This is a genomic window from Burkholderia theae (genome assembly GCF_048565265.1).
Taxonomy (GTDB): domain Bacteria; phylum Pseudomonadota; class Gammaproteobacteria; order Burkholderiales; family Burkholderiaceae; genus Burkholderia; species Burkholderia theae.
Genome location: NZ_CP183462.1, coordinates 1760349 through 1780133, shown reverse-complemented (window position 1 = coordinate 1780133; position 19785 = coordinate 1760349). Strand labels below are relative to the sequence as shown.

Below are 19785 nucleotides of genomic sequence, written 5' to 3'. Positions count from 1 at the left end.
GTTTCGTAGACAGCCAGGGGGAAGTGGGGCGCCGGCGTTTGTCGTGTTTCTTGTTGCCCCCGCAACGGTCGGAACCTGTCTGCAGCGTATCCGTGCGCACCTCGGGGTGAGCAACCAGGTTCGGTTGGGCAGGGTGCTCGCTCCGGATCCGGCAGATGGCCAGGTGAGGGTGCCCAGCCATTCTGACCGTGGTATCCGCCCGCATGTGACCTGCCAACGCATCCGAAGCCGCTGAATAACGGCGACATTGAGTTATCCGAAAGAAACCGCTCATTGTCCGACGTTACGTGCGGAAGATTTCAGCCCGCGCCGTTCTGGCTGTCGACCAGGGGGGGCGAGCGAACTGACCAGAAGGCAACGCGGCGGGACAAGGTTTCAACGACTTACTGCGCTTGCCGGATATCGAAATGCGATATCGATCGAATATCGCATTGAATGTTTATCGGGCAATTAAATAGTTCTTGGGATCCTTGTCTTTGAGCCACAAGGGTGTTCTCCCGCGGCCGCACCAGGTTTTACCTGTTTCCGGGTCGCGGAACTTCGGGGTTAATTTAATACCTTTTTTCGCTTTGTTTGCGCCAAATACCTCGCGTGCGTTGAGATCGAACTCGATCACGAGCCGCCTTACTTCGTCGAGTACGGCAGCTCGTTCGGTCGATTTCACAGCATCTATCTGCCTTTCCAGTTCGGCTCGTTGCTCGATTAAATCGCGATATCTGGACAAGTTATTCTCCTGTTGAGGTGGCTGTTGCTTTTAAAGCTATCACATGATGTTTTTATGATGATGAATCAAAATTGGATGATGTGTGGATTTTTGTGTCAGGAGTGGATTTGACGATTGTTCATTATTGAATGGAATTCTTGTGGTAAATGTCGAATCGTGTCGATGATTGGTTAATCATGACCGGGTAGCCGGCTGCTGCACGCGTGGCAATGAATGTGCGCGACTTTCGTGCGAGAAACGGAAGCTATGCCGCGCCGTGTCGCGGCATGCCGAAAACCCGTGACGGCTTCATGCGTCGCGGGTTTTTCTTTGCGTGAGCGCGCGTCCGGATCGGGAAAACACGGAGGGGGTGCCGCACCGTCGGCAATCGAAGTATGCTGTAGCGCGACCGATACGCGCGACTACCGGACATCAGCCGAGCGCGGTGGATAACCGGCCAGCCCCGTGATTCATCCGGCGGCCAGAACAAACAACCTTCGCCCGGGAGTGGGGGGCGTCAAACATGACCATGCTGCGTTCGTGGGGTGCGATTCTTTCGTCGCTGGCGCTCGTTGCGTGCGCCAGCCTTCCGCCGCAGGCCGATCGCGTACCGACGCATGCGTTCACCGACACGGAAAACACGCGGCTGGGCGCCGCGTTCCGGCAGCAGGCCAGCATGCATCCGGGGCAGGACGCGTTTCATGTGCTGACCGATCCGGTCGACGCGCTGGACGCGCGTGTGCTGCTTGCCGACCGTGCAGACCGGTCGCTGGACCTTCAGTACTACATCTGGCACGACGACCTGACCGGGCATGAGCTGGCCGACGCGATCATTCGCGCGGCCGATCGCGGCGTTCGCGTGCGCGTGCTGCTCGACGATCTCGGCACGAACGCGGACGACCGCAAGCTGCTCGAGATCAGTTCGCACCCGAACATCGAGATTCGGCTGTTCAATCCGGTTGCCACACGCCGGTTCAAGAAGATCGGCACGGTGTTCGAGTTCTCGCGCGTCAACCGGCGCATGCACAACAAGGCGATGATCGCGGACAACCAGGCGGCGATCGTCGGCGGCCGCAATATCGGCGACGAATACTTCGGCGCGTCGTCGATGCTGGAGTTCGGCGACATCGATGTCGTCGTCCACGGTCCGGCCGTGAGAGCCATCTCGACGGAATTCGACACGTTCTGGAATTCTGCGTATGCATATCCGATCGACGCACTGGTCGGGCACGAAGCGGCGCCGGGCGGGCTGGATCGCGAACGCGAACGGTTGCGCGACTACCTGAGGGCGATGGAGGACAACCCGTACGTGCTCGAGGCCAGGCAACGGCTCGACCGGATCGTTCATGGGCAGGGGACGGAACTGTCGTGGGGGCACGCGACGGTGCTATACGACGATCCGTCGAAGATCGCGCATTCGCCGAAGGACAGTGACGGGCACCTGTTGCCGCAGTTGCGCGCCATCCTATTGCAGCCCGAACATGACCTGCTGATCGTGTCGCCGTATTTCGTGCCGGGCAAGGACTTCGTCGAGCGGCTGCGCGCGTATTCGGCGCGCGGCGTGCGCGTGACGGTACTCACCAATTCGCTCGCGTCGACCGACGTGGCGGCCGTGCATGCCGGCTACCGGCGCTACCGGAGCGATCTCGTCGCGGCCGGCGTGCGGCTCTACGAGCGGCGGCCGTCGGGCGACAAGAGCATTTCGAAGGACGTCATCATCGGGTCGTCGCGTGCGTCGCTGCATGCGAAGACCTACGTGTTCGACCACAAGCGCATTTTCATCGGGTCGATGAATTTCGACCCGCGCTCGCTGAACCTCAATACCGAGATCGGCGTTTTCTGCGAGAGCCCGGCGATTGCGGCGCAGGTGGCGAACGATCTGGAATCGCGACTCGACCGGATCGCGTGGCGTGTCGAGCCGCGGACCGATCCGGCAGGGCAAGGGCGGCTCAAGTGGATTCAGACCGATTCGGACGGGAAGGTCACCGAGCTCGATCATGAACCGGAGGTGTCGACGGCGCGCCGGATGGAAGTGTGGTTTCTTGGGCTGTTTCCGATCGAATCGCAACTGTGAGCGACGCTGCGTCGTGCGACGCTCAGCGCCGCTTGCGTGCGTGCTGCTCGATGACGGCCGCGAACTGCATCGTCGCCGTCTCGATCGTCGTGTCGTTCAGCCCGGAATACCCGAGCACGAAGCCGTTGTAGCGGCAGCCATTGCCGACGCGATAGCTGCTCAGCGGCTGAAGCTGCAAGCCCCGCGCGGATGCGGCGCGGGCGATTTCGGTATCGTGCAGCGCGATCGCGAGATCCGCCGAAAGATGCATGCCGCCCGGGCTGTCCCGAACGCTCAGCGTGGTGCCGAGGTGGCGGGCGAGTGCCGCTTCGAGGCTGCTCCGCCGGTCTGCGTAGAGCGCCCTCATCTTGCGCAGGTGCCGCGCAAAGAGGCCGGTGTCGATGAATTCCGCCATCGCGAGTTGATCGGCCGAATGGCCGCGATGGACGAGTTCGCGCAGCGTGCTGGTGAAGCGGTCGACCAGGACCGGCGGCACCACCATGAAGCCGAGCCGAAGGGCGGGAAACATCGTCTTGCTGAACGTGCCGAGATAGCAGACTGGCGCGTCGGCATGCAGGCCCTGGATCGCGGGCAGCGGCTGGCCGCCGTGGCGGAACTCGCTGTCGTAATCGTCCTCGATGATCCACGCACCGCACGCGCGCGCATGCTCGACGAGCGCCGCTCGCCGCCGGGGGCTCATCAGCGCGCCGAGCGGGTATTGATGCGACGGCGTCGTATAGATCAGCCGGGGCGGTTGCGTGCGCCACTGTTCGTCGGTCGGCGCCATTCCTTCGTGATCGACGTCGATCGGCACGATATTCAGGCCGGTCGACTGGAAGGCGGTCCGGGCGCCGTTATAGCAGGGGTTCTCGAGCCAGCCGAATTCGCCGGGATTCGCCAGCATGCGCGCGCACAATTCGAGGCTGCTTTGCGTGCCGTCGGTGATGAAGACCTGCCCGGTCTCGCAGCGCACGCCGCGCGAAACCCGGATGTACGCGGCCACGGCGCGCCGCAATTCGGGCAGCCCTTCGACCGGGCCGTACGCGAGCTGGGTGGGCTTGATGACTTTCCACGCGCGCTCGATGCAACGGCGCCACTGCGCAACGGGGAATTCGTCGAGCGAAGGGAGGCCGGGGACGAACGGCAGCATGCGTTCGGGTTCGGGGTGGGCGTTTTCGAGCCCGTGCACACGCTCGGACAGGCGAACCGGGGCCGGGCCGTTTTCGTGCGCGGCACTCGGGCGGCCGCAACCGTCCCATAACGTGATCGTGCCGTTGCGCGTGGCCGCCACGAAGCCTTCCTCGGCAAGGCGCTCGTACGCATAGACCGCGGAATTGCGCGCGATACCCAGTTCCGCCGCGAGCACGCGCGTCGACACGAGCCGCGTGCCGGGCGGAATGTGCCCGTCCAGCAGCATGTTGCGCAGGCTCCGGTAGAGGGCTTCCTGCCGGCTGTGCGTTGTCGTGCCGTCCTGTCGGGAAAGCGATGAGATGAGCAGCGCGAAATCCATGGGCTGGTTCTAAAAATTATCCTTGAGCTGGTTCTTTTGAAGAATCGACGCGCATCGTATTGTTCACATTCTCGCGGTGCTGGCCAGTACGCGGGTATTTCCGGCGATCGTTTCGGCTTGCGGCACGCGCGTATTTTGATCGATTTGGCGAGCGGCTGTCGATGGGCCGATCGAGTGGTCGATCGGGCGTGGATGCCGCACGATTTCGATTCGATCCCGGTTTCATTCAATTCGCAGTGCAAAGATATGTTCGAGCGGATACCCGCGTCTTGCCGGAATGCGGGCCGATCGATGCGCGCAAGGCCGCGCGAACAGGAAAACGAAACATGAACGACCAGACCGTCCTCTCTCCCACATCCCGTACCACCATTCGCCGCCTGCCCGAACTGGCGCATCGCGATCGCGCGATGCTCTACCGTATCGTGGACGACGCGTACGTCTGCCACATCGCGTTCAACGCCGGCGAGGACACGCATTGCATCCCGACCGCGCACTGGAGACGGGGCGACGACCTTTATATCCACGGGTCCAACGGCAGCAGGATGATCAAGGCGCTGTCGGCGGGCGCACAGGCCTCCGTCGCCATCACGTTGCTGGACGGGCTGGTGCTGGCCAAGTCGGCCTTCAGTCATTCGATGAATTATCGATCCGCGGTGATCTACGGGCAGTTCGAGGTGGTGGAGGGCAGTGCTGAGAAGCTCGCGGCGCTGGATGCCTTGATGGACAAGATCGCCGCGGGCCGCAGGCATGAAGCGCGACCGGGCAATGCGAAGGAGATCAACGCGACCCACGTGCTGCGGATTTCTCTTGCGGAAGCGGCCGTGAAAGTCAGCGACTCGATGCCGTCCGACAAGGACGAAGATCTGGCGCTCGCTGTCTGGGCGGGGATCCTGCCGCTGAAGACGACGCGCGGCACGCCGGTTCATGCCGACGCCAACGTGCCCGTGCCGGACTACGTCCGCAACTGGGCAGATTGAATGGTGCGGCAAGGCCGGGAAGCGTTGACGAAGCAGGCGGCGCGCGTCGCGCGTCGCGCGCAATACAAAAGGTGTGCGGCGCGAAAAGCCGCGCCGTCTTCGCACGGCAGCGTGATCCGTGTCGCGCTGCCGTGGTGTGGCGTTGTCACTCCGGGCGGTGTTCGCGTGACTCGTGCTGCGGCGGATGCGATTCCGCAGGGTGCGGATGCGGAGCAGGTGCGTGCTCGGGCGCCGGTTGCCGCGGCTGCGCGGCCGCGTGTTCCTGCGGTTGCGCTTCGTTGCGCGGCGGCGTCTCCTTGTGCAGTTGCTGCTCGGCCTCGTTACGTTGCTGCATTGCTTCGCGCTGTTGTTGCTGCGCCGCGTTGCGTTGCTGCATTTCCTCTCGTTGTTGCTGCTCCTGCCGTGCCGCGTCGTGCTGTTGCATTGCTTCGCGTTGCTGCTGCGCCTCGTTGCGCTGCTGTTGCTGAAGTTGCTGCTGCTCGACTGCACGATTCTCCTGCGCGGCGCGTTCCTGCTGCATCGCCTGCTGTCGCTCGTCGTGCATCGCGCCGGGCGGGTGCTGCGCCGGTGCCTCGGCATGCGGCTCGTTCGCGCGGCGCTGCGCAAAGTCTTCCGGCGCCGGCCGGGCACCGGGGCGCGCGTCGTTCGCGGCGAAGTGCGGCATCGTCATCGGCGCGGCACCCGGGCGTTGCTCCATCGCCTGCCCGCGCATCGGCTCCGCGCCCGGCTGCATCGTATTGCGTTCGATCGTCGTGTTGTTGGTGACGTTGCCGCCGTAATTGTTCGTGATGCGCGTGTTGCGGATGTTGGTGATGTTGTTGATCACGGTGGTCGACTTCGTCACGTACGTGGTGTGGTTGTACACCACGGCCGGGCGCTGCCAGCCGCCGTTCCAGCGCGGGCCGTCCGGATGCGGCGCGCCCCAGTTCATGCCCCATGCATGCCAGCCCCAGTCGTGGTGCCCGAAGATCGCGGCGCCGACGGCGATGCCGACGCCGAATGTGATCACGCCGGCCGCGACGATTTCGCCGGTGCTGTATGCGGGCGGCCGATACACATAACCGGGGTAGGTCGAAACCGGCTCGCCGTAGACGACGGTCGGGTTGTACGACGGAACGTAGACGACGTCGGGCTGCGCGGACTCGATCTCGATCGCCTGCTCGGGCGGCGGCACGATCGCCGGCCCGGCGTAGACCACGGGCGCGTCGGTGGCCGGCGTATAACCGGCCGGCGCGGCCTGCGCGACTTGCGTGACCCGCATCTGGCCGCCCGAACGGAGATGCCCGGACGTCTGCGCGCGCTGGCGCATCACCTGTATCGCGTTCATCACGTCGGTCGGGTCGTTGTAGTACGCCTGGCCGAGCGACGTGGTCCAGGCCGGGTTCGACGCCATCTGCGCGAGCACCGCGGGGAACGCGGTCAACGCCTTGACCGACGGGTCCCACGGCTGCGTATCGGCGGCGGTCGTGAGCGCAGGCCCCTTCAGCGATGGATTCTGCGTCACCCAGGTATTGGCGGCCGTCACCTGATCCGGATACGTTGCACCCGCCAGCACCAGTGCGACGAGCTTGTCGGGGAACAGCGCGATCGGCGCGACCATCTGGTAGAGCTGGTCGGCCGTCGGCGGCGTGTACGCGACCGGTGTCGACGCGGGCAGTGCCGCCGAGGTCGCGCTCGCGTCGCTGGCCGGTACGGCAGAGCTGCTGTCGCTGTTCTTGTTGCAGGCCGACAGGCCGAGCAGCGACACGATGATCGACGACGCGATCAGCGTTCTGACGGGGCGGTAGTGTGCACGTGCGGTTTTCATGGAGTGGGTTCGGTGTGGTGCGGTGTTGTCGGGCATGCGGGCCGCGCGATCGGCTTCAGCACTGAGCCGCGATCGTGTCCGCATGGCGGTTGTCCCGCGACGAATCGATATATTCAGTTAAACGCACGACACGCACGGAAGGTGTCAGCGGCTTGTGTAACAGTGTGTGTACCTTGCAGTCCGTAAGCGGGCGGGCGCCGGCCAGGTAAGCGATATGAAAGTTGCTGGCGCAACGGTTGCAAGGTCGGCGTGCGTATCGTCCCGCCGGATGATGCTCCGCGAGATTACGCGGAATGCAGAAAACCCGCGACGGCTTTGCAGCCGTCGCGGGTTCTTGTTACGCGGTGGTATGCGGTTCCGGGCGCGCGAAACGGCGCACGCCCGGAACCGGGGCGGTCAGCGGTCCATCAGCGCGCGAAATCCGACGTGCTCTGGATGAAGGCGTTCAGCTTCGAGATGTTCACGCTGCCGAAGCCCGTCGTCGCGTCCCAGCCGGCCTTCGCCTTGTAGCCGTAGGTGCCGCTGCCGTTGTTGCCGGACGTGACGTCATGCAGCAGCGCCGCGTTGGCCGGGAAGTACTTGTAGATGCTCGATGCCGGGAACCCGAGCGCATTGTTGTTCGCCGACTGCAGCCGTGCCCAGATGCCCGTGAAGATCGGCGCGGCGAGGCTCGTGCCGCCTTCGTTGTTCAGGTAACCCGAGCCCCACAGCGTATCGGACGTCTGGCCGTTCACCACCAGGATCGCGCCGGTGCGCAGGTCGGCGTCGAAGCCGACGTCCGGCAGCGCGCGCTTGGTCGACCCGGTGAGGCTCGACGATTGCCACGACGGCGCGGCCTCGTACTTGCTGTACCCGCCGCCCGTCGACCACACGGTGCCCGGTTGCCAGCTCGGATCGTTCCAGACGATCTCGCTGTTGTACGCGTTGGTCGACGTATTGGTGAACAGCGTCGTACCGCCTACCGCGATCACGTACGGCGACGTGGCCGGTTCGCTCACCGTGTAGGTCGAGCGCGACGGCGTGCCGCTCGCGCATTCGTACGCGCCGTGGTCGCCGGCGGACACGGAGAAGGTTTGCCCCTGCGCGACCGCCTGCTTGAAGATGGTGTCGTCGGTGGCCTGCGAGCCGGTGCTGTTCGCGGACGATTCGCACACGCCGAGCGACACGTTGATCACCTTCGCGACGTTGTCGGTCACGGCCTTGTTGTACGCGGCCGTGATCGCGGTGAGCGTCATCGACGGCGCGGCGTAGAACACGACCTGCTTCACGCTGCCGCCGGCCGCGCCGACGATCGACTGGCTGTCGAGATTCCATTCGACGGTGCCGGACGTATCGGTGTACGAACTGCCTGCCGGACCGGTCTGCACGATGGTGCTGCTGATCGTGCCGAGGCTGTTGTTCGCGGCGAACGTGTTGAGGTCGCTCACGGTCTGCGACAGGTCGCCTTCGGAGATGATGCCGACGGTGGTTCGCGACGCGTTCGGCGTGCCGTCGCCGCCATAGATCGACGAGAACTCGGTCGGGTTGTGCGGCACCGCCGACGCGCCGGCCGGGATCGTCAGGTTGCTGGTGTTGCCTTGCGGCGTGCCGGCCGCGCCGGTATGCATCAGCTCGACGTTCTGCAGGCCGAGCACCGCGCCCACGATGCCGCCGATTGCGTTCGGCACTTGCGCGGCGTCGGTATTCGCATAGACGCTGCGGCCGTTGCGCGTGAAGCGCTTGAGCGTCGTGCGGAACGCCGACTTGATGGTTGCCGCGGTGCCGGACGCGGAGACCAGCAGGCGGTTCGGCGCGACCACGATATTCACGAAGCCTTGCTTGCGCAGGTGCGCGACGACGGACGCGACCTGCGCGTCGGTCGGCGCATATTGCGCCGCGAACTGCGCCGGCGTGAGGAACTGCCGGTAGTGCGGCGAGCCGGGCGTATGCAGGTCGTGCAGGTACTGGTCGAGTTGCGCTTCGTTGCGCAGGTTCAGCCCGAGCACGATGTCGACCGATTCGCCGGGCGCCATTTCGATGGCTGCGGCGGCAGCGGCGGCCGTGCTCGCGGCAGGCGCGCCGGCCGCACCGCTTTCGCTCTGCTGCACGAGCGGCAGGAATCCCTTGGTGCGCGTTTCCGTCCAGCCGGCCGCCGGTGCGGCGTGGGCGGTCGCCATGCCGAACGAAGCGGCCGCGGCGGCGGCACATGCGAGCTTGACGATGCGAATGTGCTTTTGTTTCTTGTCTGCAACCTGATTCATTTGAATTACCCCTCCGGTTGAACATCGAACGGCACAACAACAACGGTCGACAGCGGTGCGGGTCATGCACCGCCGTTTTCTGTCGCACGCGTGCGGATGGCACGGACGCGACAGGGCCTTTCGCCCGATCCGGAAAGATGGGTTTTCTCCGGGGGCGAAATACGGAAAACGCGGTAACGGGAGCGCTGCGCCGCGCTGCGGGGCAGCCGCGCCGGACGCGGCGCGGGCGGGATTGCTAGAGCAACAGCTTCGTTGTCCTGCTCATTTGATTCGATCCTTCGGCCCGCTGCCGGATGGCAGCCGTCCAATGAGATGCATCGGGATATTGCATGCGCCGGCGCGAGAACGACACAGCCGGCGGCGAGCACTGCGGTGCGGCGGAAGCGAAAAAAACGTGGAGCGGAATCGTTTGCGTGGTTGGCAATTCGTTAGATTGCTTGCATCTGACGGTATCAAGAACGAAAGCAGAGTGTCAAACTTTTTTTGATTATATGAAACAAAATTAAATCGAATAAAGCGCAATGTTTTTGAAAAGATTGGCGGCGTTTTGTAATTTTCGAAACCGGTAAAGAAGGTAATGCCGGAGGCGATTCGCCGATCACTTCCGATTCGCTCCGTAATCGGCCGATCGTTCTCGAGGAAGTGTTCGAATGGCCGGCGTGTCCGGTTGTTCGGCAAGCCGAAGGTCGTCGACGAACCGGAACAGCCCGTCGATACGGTGAAGCAATGCTTCGCGCGACTCAGCATCGGCTTCGGCGGCGAGACCCTTGATCTCTTCGAGCCGGGTTTCGAGTGCCGCGAGCGGGTCGTGTATTTCGCTGCCGCTGCCACCGCCGGTGGAATCGGCGGCCGCATTGGACGAAGTCGTGTGTTTCAGTTGAACGGCCATTGTGTTGAAGTCCTCGATGAATCGCGACATGTCTGCCGGGCAGCCGTCGCGGGAAATCGCGCGCGCCGAAGAATCGCCGGCGACGATGCGGCCGGCGCTTTCCGCAACCGAGTCGAGCGACCCGAGCGTGCGGCGCATCAGTCTGAACAGGTCGAACGCGGCCGCCAGCAGGCCGACGAACAACACCGTCGCGAGCACGAGGTAGGTCGACGCATTGCCGAGCATCGCGTCGGCCGTTGCGTCGTGCGGCAACGCGTCCGGCTCACGCAATGCGCCAATGAAGCATGCAGCGGTGCAGCCGATCAGCAGCACGACGATCGCGCTCAGGCCGATCGCCTGTCCGATTTGCCGGCCCGGCCTCGCCGGCGGGGTCACTGCGTGCCCCGCAGCCGATAGCCGACGCCGCGCATCACTTCGGGCATGCCAGGTGCGCCGGCTTGTTCAAGTTTCCTGCGCAGCCTGCTGATGTGGCTGTCGACGGTGCGCTCCAGCGCACTCACGTCGGCCATGCACGCATCGAGCAGTTCGCCGCGCGTGAAGACGCGGCTCGGCGCTCGCGCCATATGCGCAAGCAGCCGGAATTCCGTCAGCGTCAGCGCGATCGGTATCTCGGCGGATTCCGTTCGAACGCGCGTCAGATAACTTTCGGTGTCGATTTCGAGAGCGCCGACACGAAGCATGCGCGCGGTCGGCGGCGTGGCCGACCGGCGCAGGATCGCGCGCAGCCGCGCGACGACCTCGGCCGGGTTGAACGGCTTGACGATGTAGTCGTCCGCGCCGGCATGCAGTGCCTGCAGCCGGTCGAGGTCGCGGTCGAATGCGGTGATCACGACGACGGGCGTATTGCAGCGCCGCCGAAGCTCGGCGAGCACGTCCCAGCCGCTCTTGTGCGGCATCTTCACGTCGAGCAGGATCAGGTCGGGCTTCAGGTGCGGCTGCACGTCGAGCACCGCTTGCCCGTCGGCCACGCGATAGGTGCGAAAACCGTCGTGCGTCAGATACGCGTCGAGGATGTCCGAGATGTCGGGCTCGTCTTCTGCAATCAGTATCAGGGAATTCGTCATGGGGTTTGCCGTGCGATGTCGAACCATCGGAGCAGCCCGTTGCCGGGCTGAATCGCGCCGTGCCTGCCCGGTGCCGCGAGGGAGGGCACAGCGCCGGTCGTTCAGTTCTGCACCACGCTCGTCGACGGCGCGACGTCCTTTTCCGTGAGGCCGCCGCCGAGCGCCTTGTACAGCGCGACGGCATTGCCGAGCTCGCTGCGACGCAGGTCGAGCAGCGCCTGCCGTGCTGCATAGAGCTGCCGCTGCGAATCCAGCAATTCCAGCCGCCCCTCGATGCCCGCGCGATAGCGCAGGTTCGACAGGTCGGTGCGGCGTTCGGCCGAGCCGACCACGCGCGTCTGCGCTTCGATCTGGCGGCCGAAGGTTTCGCGCCCGGCCAGGCCGTCGGCCACTTCGCGGAACGCGGTCTGGATCGAGCGCTCGTATTCGGCCACCGCGCTGGACTTGCGCACTTCGGCGAGACGCAGCTCGGCACGCAGCCGGCCGCCCTGGAAGATCGGCACCGTGACCTGCGGCGCGAAGCTCCACACGTTCTGGCCGCCGGCGAACAGGCTGCCCATCGCCGGGCTGAGGAAGCCGATCGACGACGTCAGCGACAGGCGCGGAAAGAAGGCGGCGCGCGCGGCACCGATATCCGCATTGGCAGCCACGAGATTCTGTTCGGCCTGCTGGATATCCGGCCGGCGGAACAGCAGCTCGGACGGCAGGCCGGCCGGCAGTTGCGTCATCACCGGTTGCTGCTGGAGCGGGAGCGCTTCGGGCAGATCCTTCGGCGGCTCGGTGCCGAGCAGCAGGCGCAGCGCGTTGCGCGCCTGCTCGACGGCGCGCGTGCGCGCTTCCAGATCGGCGGTGGCACTCGCGACCTGGCCTTCGGCCTGCGCGATGTCGACGCCGCTCGCCTGATGCGCTTCCTTCAGGCGCCGCGCGAGATCGAGCGATTGCTGCCAGTCGCCGAGCGTGCGCTCGGACAACTGGCGCTGCTCCTGCGCGAGGCGCTCGGCGAAATACGCGTCCGCCACCGCGCCGACGAGCGAGATCTGCACCGCGCGGCGGCCGTGATCGGTCGCGAGGTAACGCGCGAACGCCGCATCCGACTGCGACTTCACGCGGCCGAACAGGTCGATCTCGAACGCGCTGATGCCGACGTTCACGCCGTACTGGTTCTGCGTCGTTTCGAACAGCGGCGGGTTCGACTGCGGGTCGGCCGCCGTGCGCTGGCGCGTGAAGTTCGCGCCGGCGCCGATGGACGGCAGGCGCGCGGCGCGCTGGATGCCGTACTGCGCTTCGGCGGCCTCGACGTTCAGCGCCGCCACGCGCAGGTCGCGGTTGTTATCGAGCGCGATCTCGATCAGGCGCTGCAGGCGGCGGTCGCCGAACATCGTGCGCCAGCCGAGATCGGCTGCGTTGGCTTTGAGGTCGGCCGCCGCGGCGGCCGTGTAGGCCGTCGGCACCGGCATGGCCGGCTTGACGAGCGTCGGCGCGAGCGAGCAGGCCGACAGGGCCAGGACGAGGGGAAGAATAAGCAATCGCATGGCATCAACCTTCTTGTTCGTGGTGCGCGGCGGCGGGTTTCCGGCGGGAGGCCCGCCAGGCGGAGAGGCGCTCCTGGATGCTCATCACGAACACAAAGAAAACCGGGACGAAGAAAACGGCCAGCACGGTGGCGGCCACCATGCCGCCCAGCACGCCGGTGCCGATCGCGTGCTGCGTTTCGGCGCTCGCGCCGGACGCGATCACCAGCGGCACCACGCCGAGACCGAACGCGAACGACGTCATCAGGATCGGGCGCAGCCGCAACCGGGCCGCCTGCACGGTGGCTTCGATCAGCCCCTTGCCTTCCTCGCGCAACTGCTTCGCGAATTCGACGATCAGGATCGCGTTCTTCGCGGACAGGCCGATCACGGTGATCATCCCGACCTTGAAGAACACGTCGTTCGGCATGCCGCGCAACAGCACCGCGCCGATCGCGCCGATCAGGCCCAGCGGCACCACCAGCATCACCGACAGCGGAATCGACCAGCTTTCGTACAGCGCGGCCAGCACGAGGAACACGACGATCATCGACAGCACCATCAGCATCGGCGCTTCCGACGCCGACTGGCGTTCCTGCAGCGACTGCCCGGTCCATTCGACCGCATAACCCTTCGGCAACTGCGCGGCCAGCCGTTCCATCTCGACCATTGCCGCGCCGCTCGAGTAGCCGGGCGCGGCGGTGCCCGAGATGCGCGCGGACGGATAGCCCTGGAAGCGCACCAGCTGCAGCGGCGTCTCGGCCCAGACGGGGTGGACTACTTCGGACAGCGGCACCATGCCGCCGCCCGCGTTGCGCACGTACAGCTTCATCACGTTGTCGATCTGCATCCGCGACGGCGCGTCGGCCTGGATGATCACCTGCTGCATGCGGCCCGCGTTCGGGAAGTCGTTCACGTAGGTCGAACCCATCGCGGCCGACAGCGTGTCGCTGATGCTCGTGAACGACACGCCGAGCGCCTCGGCCTTCTGCCGGTCGATTTCCAGGCGGATGCTGGTGCCCGCGGGCAGGCTGTCCGGATAGACACCGGCGACGACCTTGCTTTGCGCGGCCAGTTCGAGCAGCTTCGTTTCGGCGGCCTTGAGCGCCGCGGCGCCCTGGTTCGAGCGATCCTGCAGCCGCATCGTGAAGCCCGAGCTGTTGCCGAGTTCGTCGATCGCGGGCGGCATCAGGCTCAGCACCATCCCTTCGGTCACGCCGGCCATTGCCTGCTGCGCGCGCATCGCTTCGTCGGCGGCGGTCGCGCCGTTGCGCTTGTCCCAGTCCTGCAGCACGCTGAAGTTCAAGGCCGCGTTCGAACCCGATCCGGAGAAGCCGTAGCCGATCACCGACACGTTCGACTTGATCGACGGCCGCGACTCGAGGTGCTTCTCGAGCGTCTTGACGACGTCGATCGTGCGCTGGGTCGTCGAATCCGCGGGCATCAGGAAGCTGGTGATGAAGTAACCCTGGTCCTCCTCGGGCAGGAACGACGACGGCAACGTGCGGAACCCCATCGCCAGCGCTCCGCAGATCGCGACGAACAGCAGCATCATGCGGCCCGTGCGGCCGACCAGCCGGCCGACGCGGGTTTCATACCAGTTCGTCAGGCGCTCGAAGCGGCGGTTGAACCAGCCGAAGAAGCCGCGTTTCTCGTGATGGCCGGGCTCGACCGGCTTGAGCATCGTCGCGCACAGGGCGGGCGTCAGCGTCAGCGCGAGCAGCGCCGAGAACAGGATCGACACGGCCAGCGACATCGTGAACTGCTGGTAGATCACGCCGACCGAGCCGCTCGCGAGCCCCATCGGGATGAACACGGCGGTCAGCACCAGCGTGATGCCGACGATCGCGCCCGTGATTTCCTTCATCGCCTTGATCGTCGCGTCCTTCGGCGACAGGCCTTCCTCCGCCATCAGGCGCTCGACGTTCTCGACGACCACGATCGCATCGTCGACGATGATGCCGATCGCGAGCACCATGCCGAACATGGTCAGCACGTTGATCGAGAAGCCCGTCGCCAGCATCACCGTGAAGGTGCCGAGCAGCGCCACCGGCGCGACGATGGCCGGAATCAGCGTATAGCGCACGTTCTGCAGGAACAGGTACATCACGAGGAACACCAGCACCATCGCCTCGATCAGCGTGTGCAGTACCTTCTCGATCGAGATCTTCACGAACGGCGACGTATCGAACGGAATCGAGTAGCGCATGCCGGTCGGCATCGCCTTGCTCAGTTCCGCGAGGCGCGTGCGCAGCGCATCGGCGGTCTTGACCGCGTTCGCGCCCGACGACAGCTGCACCGCCGCGAAGGTCGCCGGCTTGCCGACCTGGCGGCTCATGAAGGTGTACGACTGCGAGCCGAGTTCGACGCGCGCGACGTCGCCCAGCACGACCTTCGAGCCGTTGGCGTTGGCGCGCAGCACGATCGCGGCGAACTGTTCGGGGGTCGTCAACTGGCCCTGGGCGGTGAGCGGCACGGTGACCCGCTGGCCCGGCAACGACGGCTCCGCGCCGAGGCTGCCCGGCGAGATCTGCACGTTCTGCTGCGCGACCGCGGTGGTCAGGTCGGTCATCGACAGGCCGTAGTTGATCAGCTTGTTCGGGTCGACCCAGATGCGCATCGCGCGCTCGGAACCGAACAGCTGCACGCGCCCGACCCCTTCGGTGCGGCGCAGCTCCTCGACGATATTGCGCGCCATGTAGTCGCTGAGTTCGGCTTCGCTGAAACGGCCGCCCTGGGACTGGAGGCTGATGAACATCAGGAAACCGGACGACGCCGATTCGACGATCAGGCCGTTCTGGCGCACCGCGGCCGGCAGGCGCGGCTCGACGGCCTTGATCTTGTTCTGCACGTCGACCTGCGCGAGCGCCGGATCGGTGCCGGGCTTGAAGGTCACGGTGATCTGCGCCATGCCCGAGGTGTCGGACGACGACTCGAAATAGAGCAGGTTCTTGACGCCCGACAGCTCGCGCTCGATGAGGCTCAGCACCCCGTCGCTCATGGTCTGCGGCGTTGCGCCCGGGTAGGTGGCGGTGATCGTGACGGACGGCGGCGCGACCGACGGATAGCGTGCGATCGGCAGTTGCGGGATCGCGATCAGCCCCATCAGGATGATGAAGAGGGCGATCACCCACGCGAACACCGGTCGGCGGATAAAGAATTGAGCCATGATGGAATGCGCTCCCCGACTCAGCGCGCTGCCGCGGTCGTGGCCGCGTCAGGCGATTTCCAGTCGGTCGCGGCGACGGCCGCGCCATCGGTCAGGCGCTCCATGCCTTCGACGACCACCTTCTGGCCGGCCTGCACGCCCGACCGGATGCGGTAACGACGGTCCGTCAGCTCGCCCACCTCGACGGCCTTCAGATGCGCGTTGCCCTTCGCGTCGAGCACCCACAGGCTCGGCTTGCCGTCCATGCGCACGACGGCCTGCTGCGGCACCGTCAGCGCGTTCGCGTAGTGCGCGCGCGGAATGCGGGCTCGCACGTACATGCCCGGCAGCAGTTGGCGCTTCGGGTTGTCGACCAGCACGCGCACCAGAACGTCGCCGGTGCCCGGGTCGACGTTGACGCCCGAGAACAGCATGCGGCCCTTCACGTCGTAACGCGTGTCGTCGCCGCGCAGCACGTCGACCGGCAGGCCGTTGCCCGACGCGTCCGGCTGCGACGCGAGCGCGCCGCGCAGCGATTCGAGCGCGCCGGCCGGCTGGCGCACGTCCACGTAGACCTGGTCGATCTGCTGGATGCGCGCCATCGGCTGGCTGTCGGTGCTCGACACCAGCGCGCCTTCGGTCACGAGCGCCTGGTCGATACGGCCGGTGATCGGCGCTTCCACGGTCGCGAATTTCAGGTCGAGCTGGCGGCGCGCGAGCGTCGCGCGGGCCTGCGCCACGTCGGCGGCGGCCTGGTCGCGTTGCGACACGGCATCGTCGTACACCTGGCGGCTGATCGCATCGGCTTCGACCAGCGGCTTGAAGCGCGCCGTCTGCACCTTCGCGCGTTCGAGCGCGGCCTGCGCGCGCTGCAGCGACGCGGCGGCCGTCTCCATGTCGGCCTTGAACGGCGCCGGATTGATCTGGAACAGCGGCTGGCCCGCGCGCACTTCGGTGCCTTGCTCGAACAGCCGGCGCTGCACGATGCCGCTGACCTGCGGCCGGATCTCGGCGACCCGCACGGCCGCGACGCGGCCCGGCAGGTCTTCGCTTACGTCGAGGCGCACGGCTGCCAGCGTCATCGCCGCAACCGGGGTGGCCGGTGCGGCAGCCTGCTGTTCGGCGGGCCCGCAACCCGCCAGCATGGCCGCCACCAGCGCGCACACGGCGCCGTAGCAGCATCGTTTCTGATTCTTCATAGCGACTCCAGGAATCGCAGGCAGCCCACTGCCTGCTTTGACGGGTCGGAGTGTGCGTCGAATAGTTGGCGTCTTTGATGCGGAAAGATGGAGATTCGATGGAGGGGGCGAAAGGTGTCGAAAAGAGGGGGGCAGCGGGCGTCGCCGGGCGCGGCGACGCGTGCCTGCCCAACCTCATGGCCGACGACGGCCGCTTCTCCGGCTTCATCGACTGCGGACGCCTGGGGGAGGCCGATCGTTATCAGGTATCAGGATCTGGCGCTGGCGGCGCGCGATATCGAAGCGGATCCGGGCAGCGAATGGGGCGCGCGTTTCTTCAAGCGGTACGGGATCGAACACCCCGATCCCGACCGGATTGCGTTCTATCGGTTGCTCGACGAGTATTTCCGAGTACGCAGGTATTCACGGGCGGTGCGCGAACGCGTTACTGCCCGACGCCGGCCTGCCGCAGCGCATCCGCGGCTTCCGCGTTGTCGTGCGACAGCGCGAGCCGCAGCAGCGACTGACCGCGCCGATCGACATGGTTCGGATTCGCGCCATGCGCGACGAGCAGCGGAATCAGTTCGAAGCGATTGAAGAGCGTCGCGAACCCCAGCGCGGTTTCGCCGGCGCCGTTCGTCTGATCGATCGGGCAACGCGTGTCGAGCAGGCGCCGCGCGATGTCGGGTTCATTCTTGAAGAGGGCGCCCATCAGCGCCGTGTTGCCGTGGCGATCGCCGAGGCACGCGTCGGCGCCGGCCGACAGCAGGTAGTCGAGCGCGGCGGGCTGGCCGTCGTAGGACGCGAGTATCACCGCCGTATAACCGTGGCTGTCGGTGGCGTCGACCGGATAACCGGCGTCGCGCAACGCACGCAGGATGTCGACGCGTCCGACGCGCGCGGCGTCGAACCAGTCGCCGTCGTAGCGGCGCAGCGCGGCGGGATCGGCCTTGCCGTACGCCGGTCGATCAGGAAGGTGCGCGCAGCCGGCGATCGCGGCCAGCGCGAGCGCCGTTGCGGCCGCGCGGATTGCGTGCGTGAAGCGTTTTGATCGCATGGAGAGGTCCTGAAGAAGAGATAAGGCCGACGTGCGTGGCGCAACCGCGCACGTCGACCGAGACAGCACCGCGGGATCAGTTCTCGGTCAGCTTCGCCGCGAGCGACTGCACCTGCTGAACGTTTGCGTGGACGGCCTGCGCGAGGCGCGTGCCGTAGTCGGCGTCGGCCTTGTAGAAGTACGACAGCATCGCGTACTGGTTGTGCGCGTTCGTCACCTTGCCGAGATCGCCGGACAGCGCGGTGACGAGGTCGTCCTTGTCCTGCTGCGACAGGCCGCGGTAGTACTCGCCCGCCTGACGGAACAGCAGCTTCTTGTGGATCGCTTCCTGCTGCGTCGTTCCGCCGAGCGCCATGCGCACGGACTTGTACTGCGGATCCTGCGCGAGCTCGCGCAGCGTCGACGGCTCGTAGTTCACCTCGCCCTTGCGGTCGCCGGCATTCATCGCACCGTCCTGGTTGTTGTTGACCACCGGCACGGCAGGGCGGTTGATCGGCAGGTCCATGTAGTTCGCGCCGAGCCGGTACATCTGCGTGTCGGCGTACGCGAACAGGCGGTCCTGCAGCATCCGGTCTTCGGACGGCTCGATGCCCGGCACCAGCCGCGACGGCGCGAACGCCGATTCCTCGGTCGACTGGAAGTAGTTGTCGGGCACGCGATTCAGCGTCATCGTGCCGATCTTGCGTTCCGGTACGCCAGTCCAGACCTTCGTATCGTCGAGTGCATCGAAGTCGAAGCGGTTCAGGTCCTTCGGCGTGAGCACCTGCACGTACAGATCCCATTTCGGGTAATCGCCTTGCTTCAGCGCGCCGTACAGGTCGTTCGTCATCATGTTCCAGTCGCGCCCGATCGACGCGGCGATGTCTTGCGGACGCAGGCCGTGCACGCCTTGCTGGCTCTTCCAGTGGAACTTCACGTAGTGCACGTCGCCTTGCGCATTGACGAACTTGAACGCATGCACCGCGAAGCCGTCCATGTGACGATACGAATCGGGCATGCCCGCATCCGTGTACAGCATCGTCAGCATGTGGGTCGCTTCGGGCGTGTTCGCGAAGAAGTCGAACGCGAGGTTCGGATCCTGCACGCCGGTCACGGCGCTCGGCTTGTTCGCGTGAACGAAGTCGGGGAACTTGATGCCGTCGCGAATGAAGAACACCGGCCAGTTGATGCCGACCATGTCCCAGTTGCCCTGCTGCGTATAGAACTTCACCGCGAAGCCGCGCGGATCGCGGGCCTGTTCGGGCGAACCGCGGTAGCCCATCACGGTGGAGAAGCGCACGAACACCGGCGTGCGGGTGCCCGGTGTGAAGACCTTCGCTTTCGTCAGGTCGGAGACGTCGGCGCTCGGCACGAACTCGCCGAATGCGCCGGTGCCGCGCGCATGCACGACGCGTTCCGGAATGCGCTCGCGATCGAAGCGCTGCAGTTTCTCGATGAGCGCGGAGTCCTGCAGCAGCACGGGGCCGGCCGGGCCGGCCGTCTGCGAATTCTGGTTGTCGCCGACGGGCGCGCCGGTGTCGCGAGTGAGTTCGGCGGCGTACGAAGAGGCGGAAAGCGCAACGCAGATCGCGGCGACTGCGCGTCTCGGCACGCGATGGGAGGATGAGGACATGACGATGGAACTCCTTGAATCCGATCGGTGGTGGGG

Annotated in this window: 13 protein-coding genes and 1 pseudogene; 3 read left to right on the top strand and 11 right to left on the bottom strand. The window is 65.7% G+C overall.

Annotated elements, in window-relative coordinates; genetic code table 11:
* Nucleotides 1–439: 439 nt before the first annotated feature.
* Nucleotides 440–724, bottom strand: coding sequence for an H-NS histone family protein (locus tag ACN22W_RS25470; RefSeq protein WP_419687497.1), 285 nt, complete (start codon nucleotides 722–724; stop codon nucleotides 440–442).
* Nucleotides 725–1226: 502 nt separating this feature from the next.
* On the opposite strand from ACN22W_RS25470, the gene ACN22W_RS25465 reads away from it, so the two are divergent.
* The gene (locus ACN22W_RS25465; protein ID WP_419687495.1) at nucleotides 1227–2777 is read left to right on the top strand and encodes a phospholipase D family protein; all 1551 of its coding nucleotides are present in this window, start codon (nucleotides 1227–1229) and stop codon (nucleotides 2775–2777) included.
* A gap of 22 nt (nucleotides 2778–2799) precedes the next feature.
* On the opposite strand, the gene ACN22W_RS25460 is transcribed toward ACN22W_RS25465, so the two are convergent.
* Nucleotides 2800–4266, bottom strand: a complete 1467-nt coding sequence (locus ACN22W_RS25460; protein ID WP_419687493.1) for a PLP-dependent aminotransferase family protein — start codon at nucleotides 4264–4266, stop codon at nucleotides 2800–2802.
* A gap of 326 nt (nucleotides 4267–4592) precedes the next feature.
* Here ACN22W_RS25460 and ACN22W_RS25455 point away from each other — a divergent pair, with 326 nt between their 5' ends.
* Entirely contained in the window at nucleotides 4593–5243 is a 651-nt protein-coding gene (locus ACN22W_RS25455) for a pyridoxamine 5'-phosphate oxidase family protein (RefSeq protein ID WP_412024953.1), read from the top strand.
* A gap of 145 nt (nucleotides 5244–5388) precedes the next feature.
* Here the strand turns inward: ACN22W_RS25455 and ACN22W_RS25450 are convergent, their stop codons facing one another.
* The 7 genes from ACN22W_RS25450 to ACN22W_RS25420 form a co-directional block, all read right to left on the bottom strand.
* The gene (locus ACN22W_RS25450) at nucleotides 5389–7050 is read right to left on the bottom strand and encodes a DUF3300 domain-containing protein (RefSeq protein WP_419687491.1); all 1662 of its coding nucleotides are present in this window, start codon (nucleotides 7048–7050) and stop codon (nucleotides 5389–5391) included.
* A gap of 407 nt (nucleotides 7051–7457) precedes the next feature.
* Nucleotides 7458–9290, bottom strand: a complete 1833-nt coding sequence (locus tag ACN22W_RS25445) for a S53 family peptidase (protein ID WP_419687489.1) — start codon at nucleotides 9288–9290, stop codon at nucleotides 7458–7460.
* A gap of 598 nt (nucleotides 9291–9888) precedes the next feature.
* A complete protein-coding gene (locus ACN22W_RS25440; protein WP_419687487.1) occupies nucleotides 9889–10404 on the bottom strand; it encodes a histidine kinase in 516 nt (171 codons plus the stop codon).
* Nucleotides 10405–10550: 146 nt separating this feature from the next.
* Entirely contained in the window at nucleotides 10551–11243 is a 693-nt protein-coding gene (locus ACN22W_RS25435) for a response regulator (RefSeq protein WP_419687486.1), read from the bottom strand.
* A gap of 101 nt (nucleotides 11244–11344) precedes the next feature.
* A complete protein-coding gene (locus ACN22W_RS25430) occupies nucleotides 11345–12775 on the bottom strand; it encodes an efflux transporter outer membrane subunit (protein ID WP_419687484.1) in 1431 nt (476 codons plus the stop codon).
* A 4-nt stretch (nucleotides 12776–12779) separates the two neighbouring features.
* Entirely contained in the window at nucleotides 12780–15923 is a 3144-nt protein-coding gene (locus ACN22W_RS25425; RefSeq protein WP_419687483.1) for a multidrug efflux RND transporter permease subunit, read from the bottom strand.
* 20 nt (nucleotides 15924–15943) lie between these two features.
* Nucleotides 15944–17101: an efflux RND transporter periplasmic adaptor subunit gene (locus ACN22W_RS25420; RefSeq protein ID WP_343490371.1), complete on the bottom strand. Its 1158-nt coding sequence runs from the start codon at nucleotides 17099–17101 to the stop codon at nucleotides 15944–15946.
* A 140-nt stretch (nucleotides 17102–17241) separates the two neighbouring features.
* On the opposite strand from ACN22W_RS25420, the pseudogene ACN22W_RS25415 reads away from it, so the two are divergent.
* Nucleotides 17242–17488: pseudogene (locus ACN22W_RS25415) on the top strand (phosphotransferase); the annotation flags it as partial.
* A 37-nt stretch (nucleotides 17489–17525) separates the two neighbouring features.
* Here the strand turns inward: ACN22W_RS25415 and ACN22W_RS25410 are convergent.
* Together ACN22W_RS25410 and ACN22W_RS25405 are read right to left on the bottom strand one after the other, a co-directional pair.
* The gene (locus ACN22W_RS25410) at nucleotides 17526–18137 is read right to left on the bottom strand and encodes an ankyrin repeat domain-containing protein (protein WP_419687481.1); all 612 of its coding nucleotides are present in this window, start codon (nucleotides 18135–18137) and stop codon (nucleotides 17526–17528) included.
* Nucleotides 18138–18213: 76 nt separating this feature from the next.
* A complete protein-coding gene (locus ACN22W_RS25405) occupies nucleotides 18214–19749 on the bottom strand; it encodes a catalase (protein WP_419687480.1) in 1536 nt (511 codons plus the stop codon).
* Nucleotides 19750–19785: the final 36 nt, after the last annotated feature.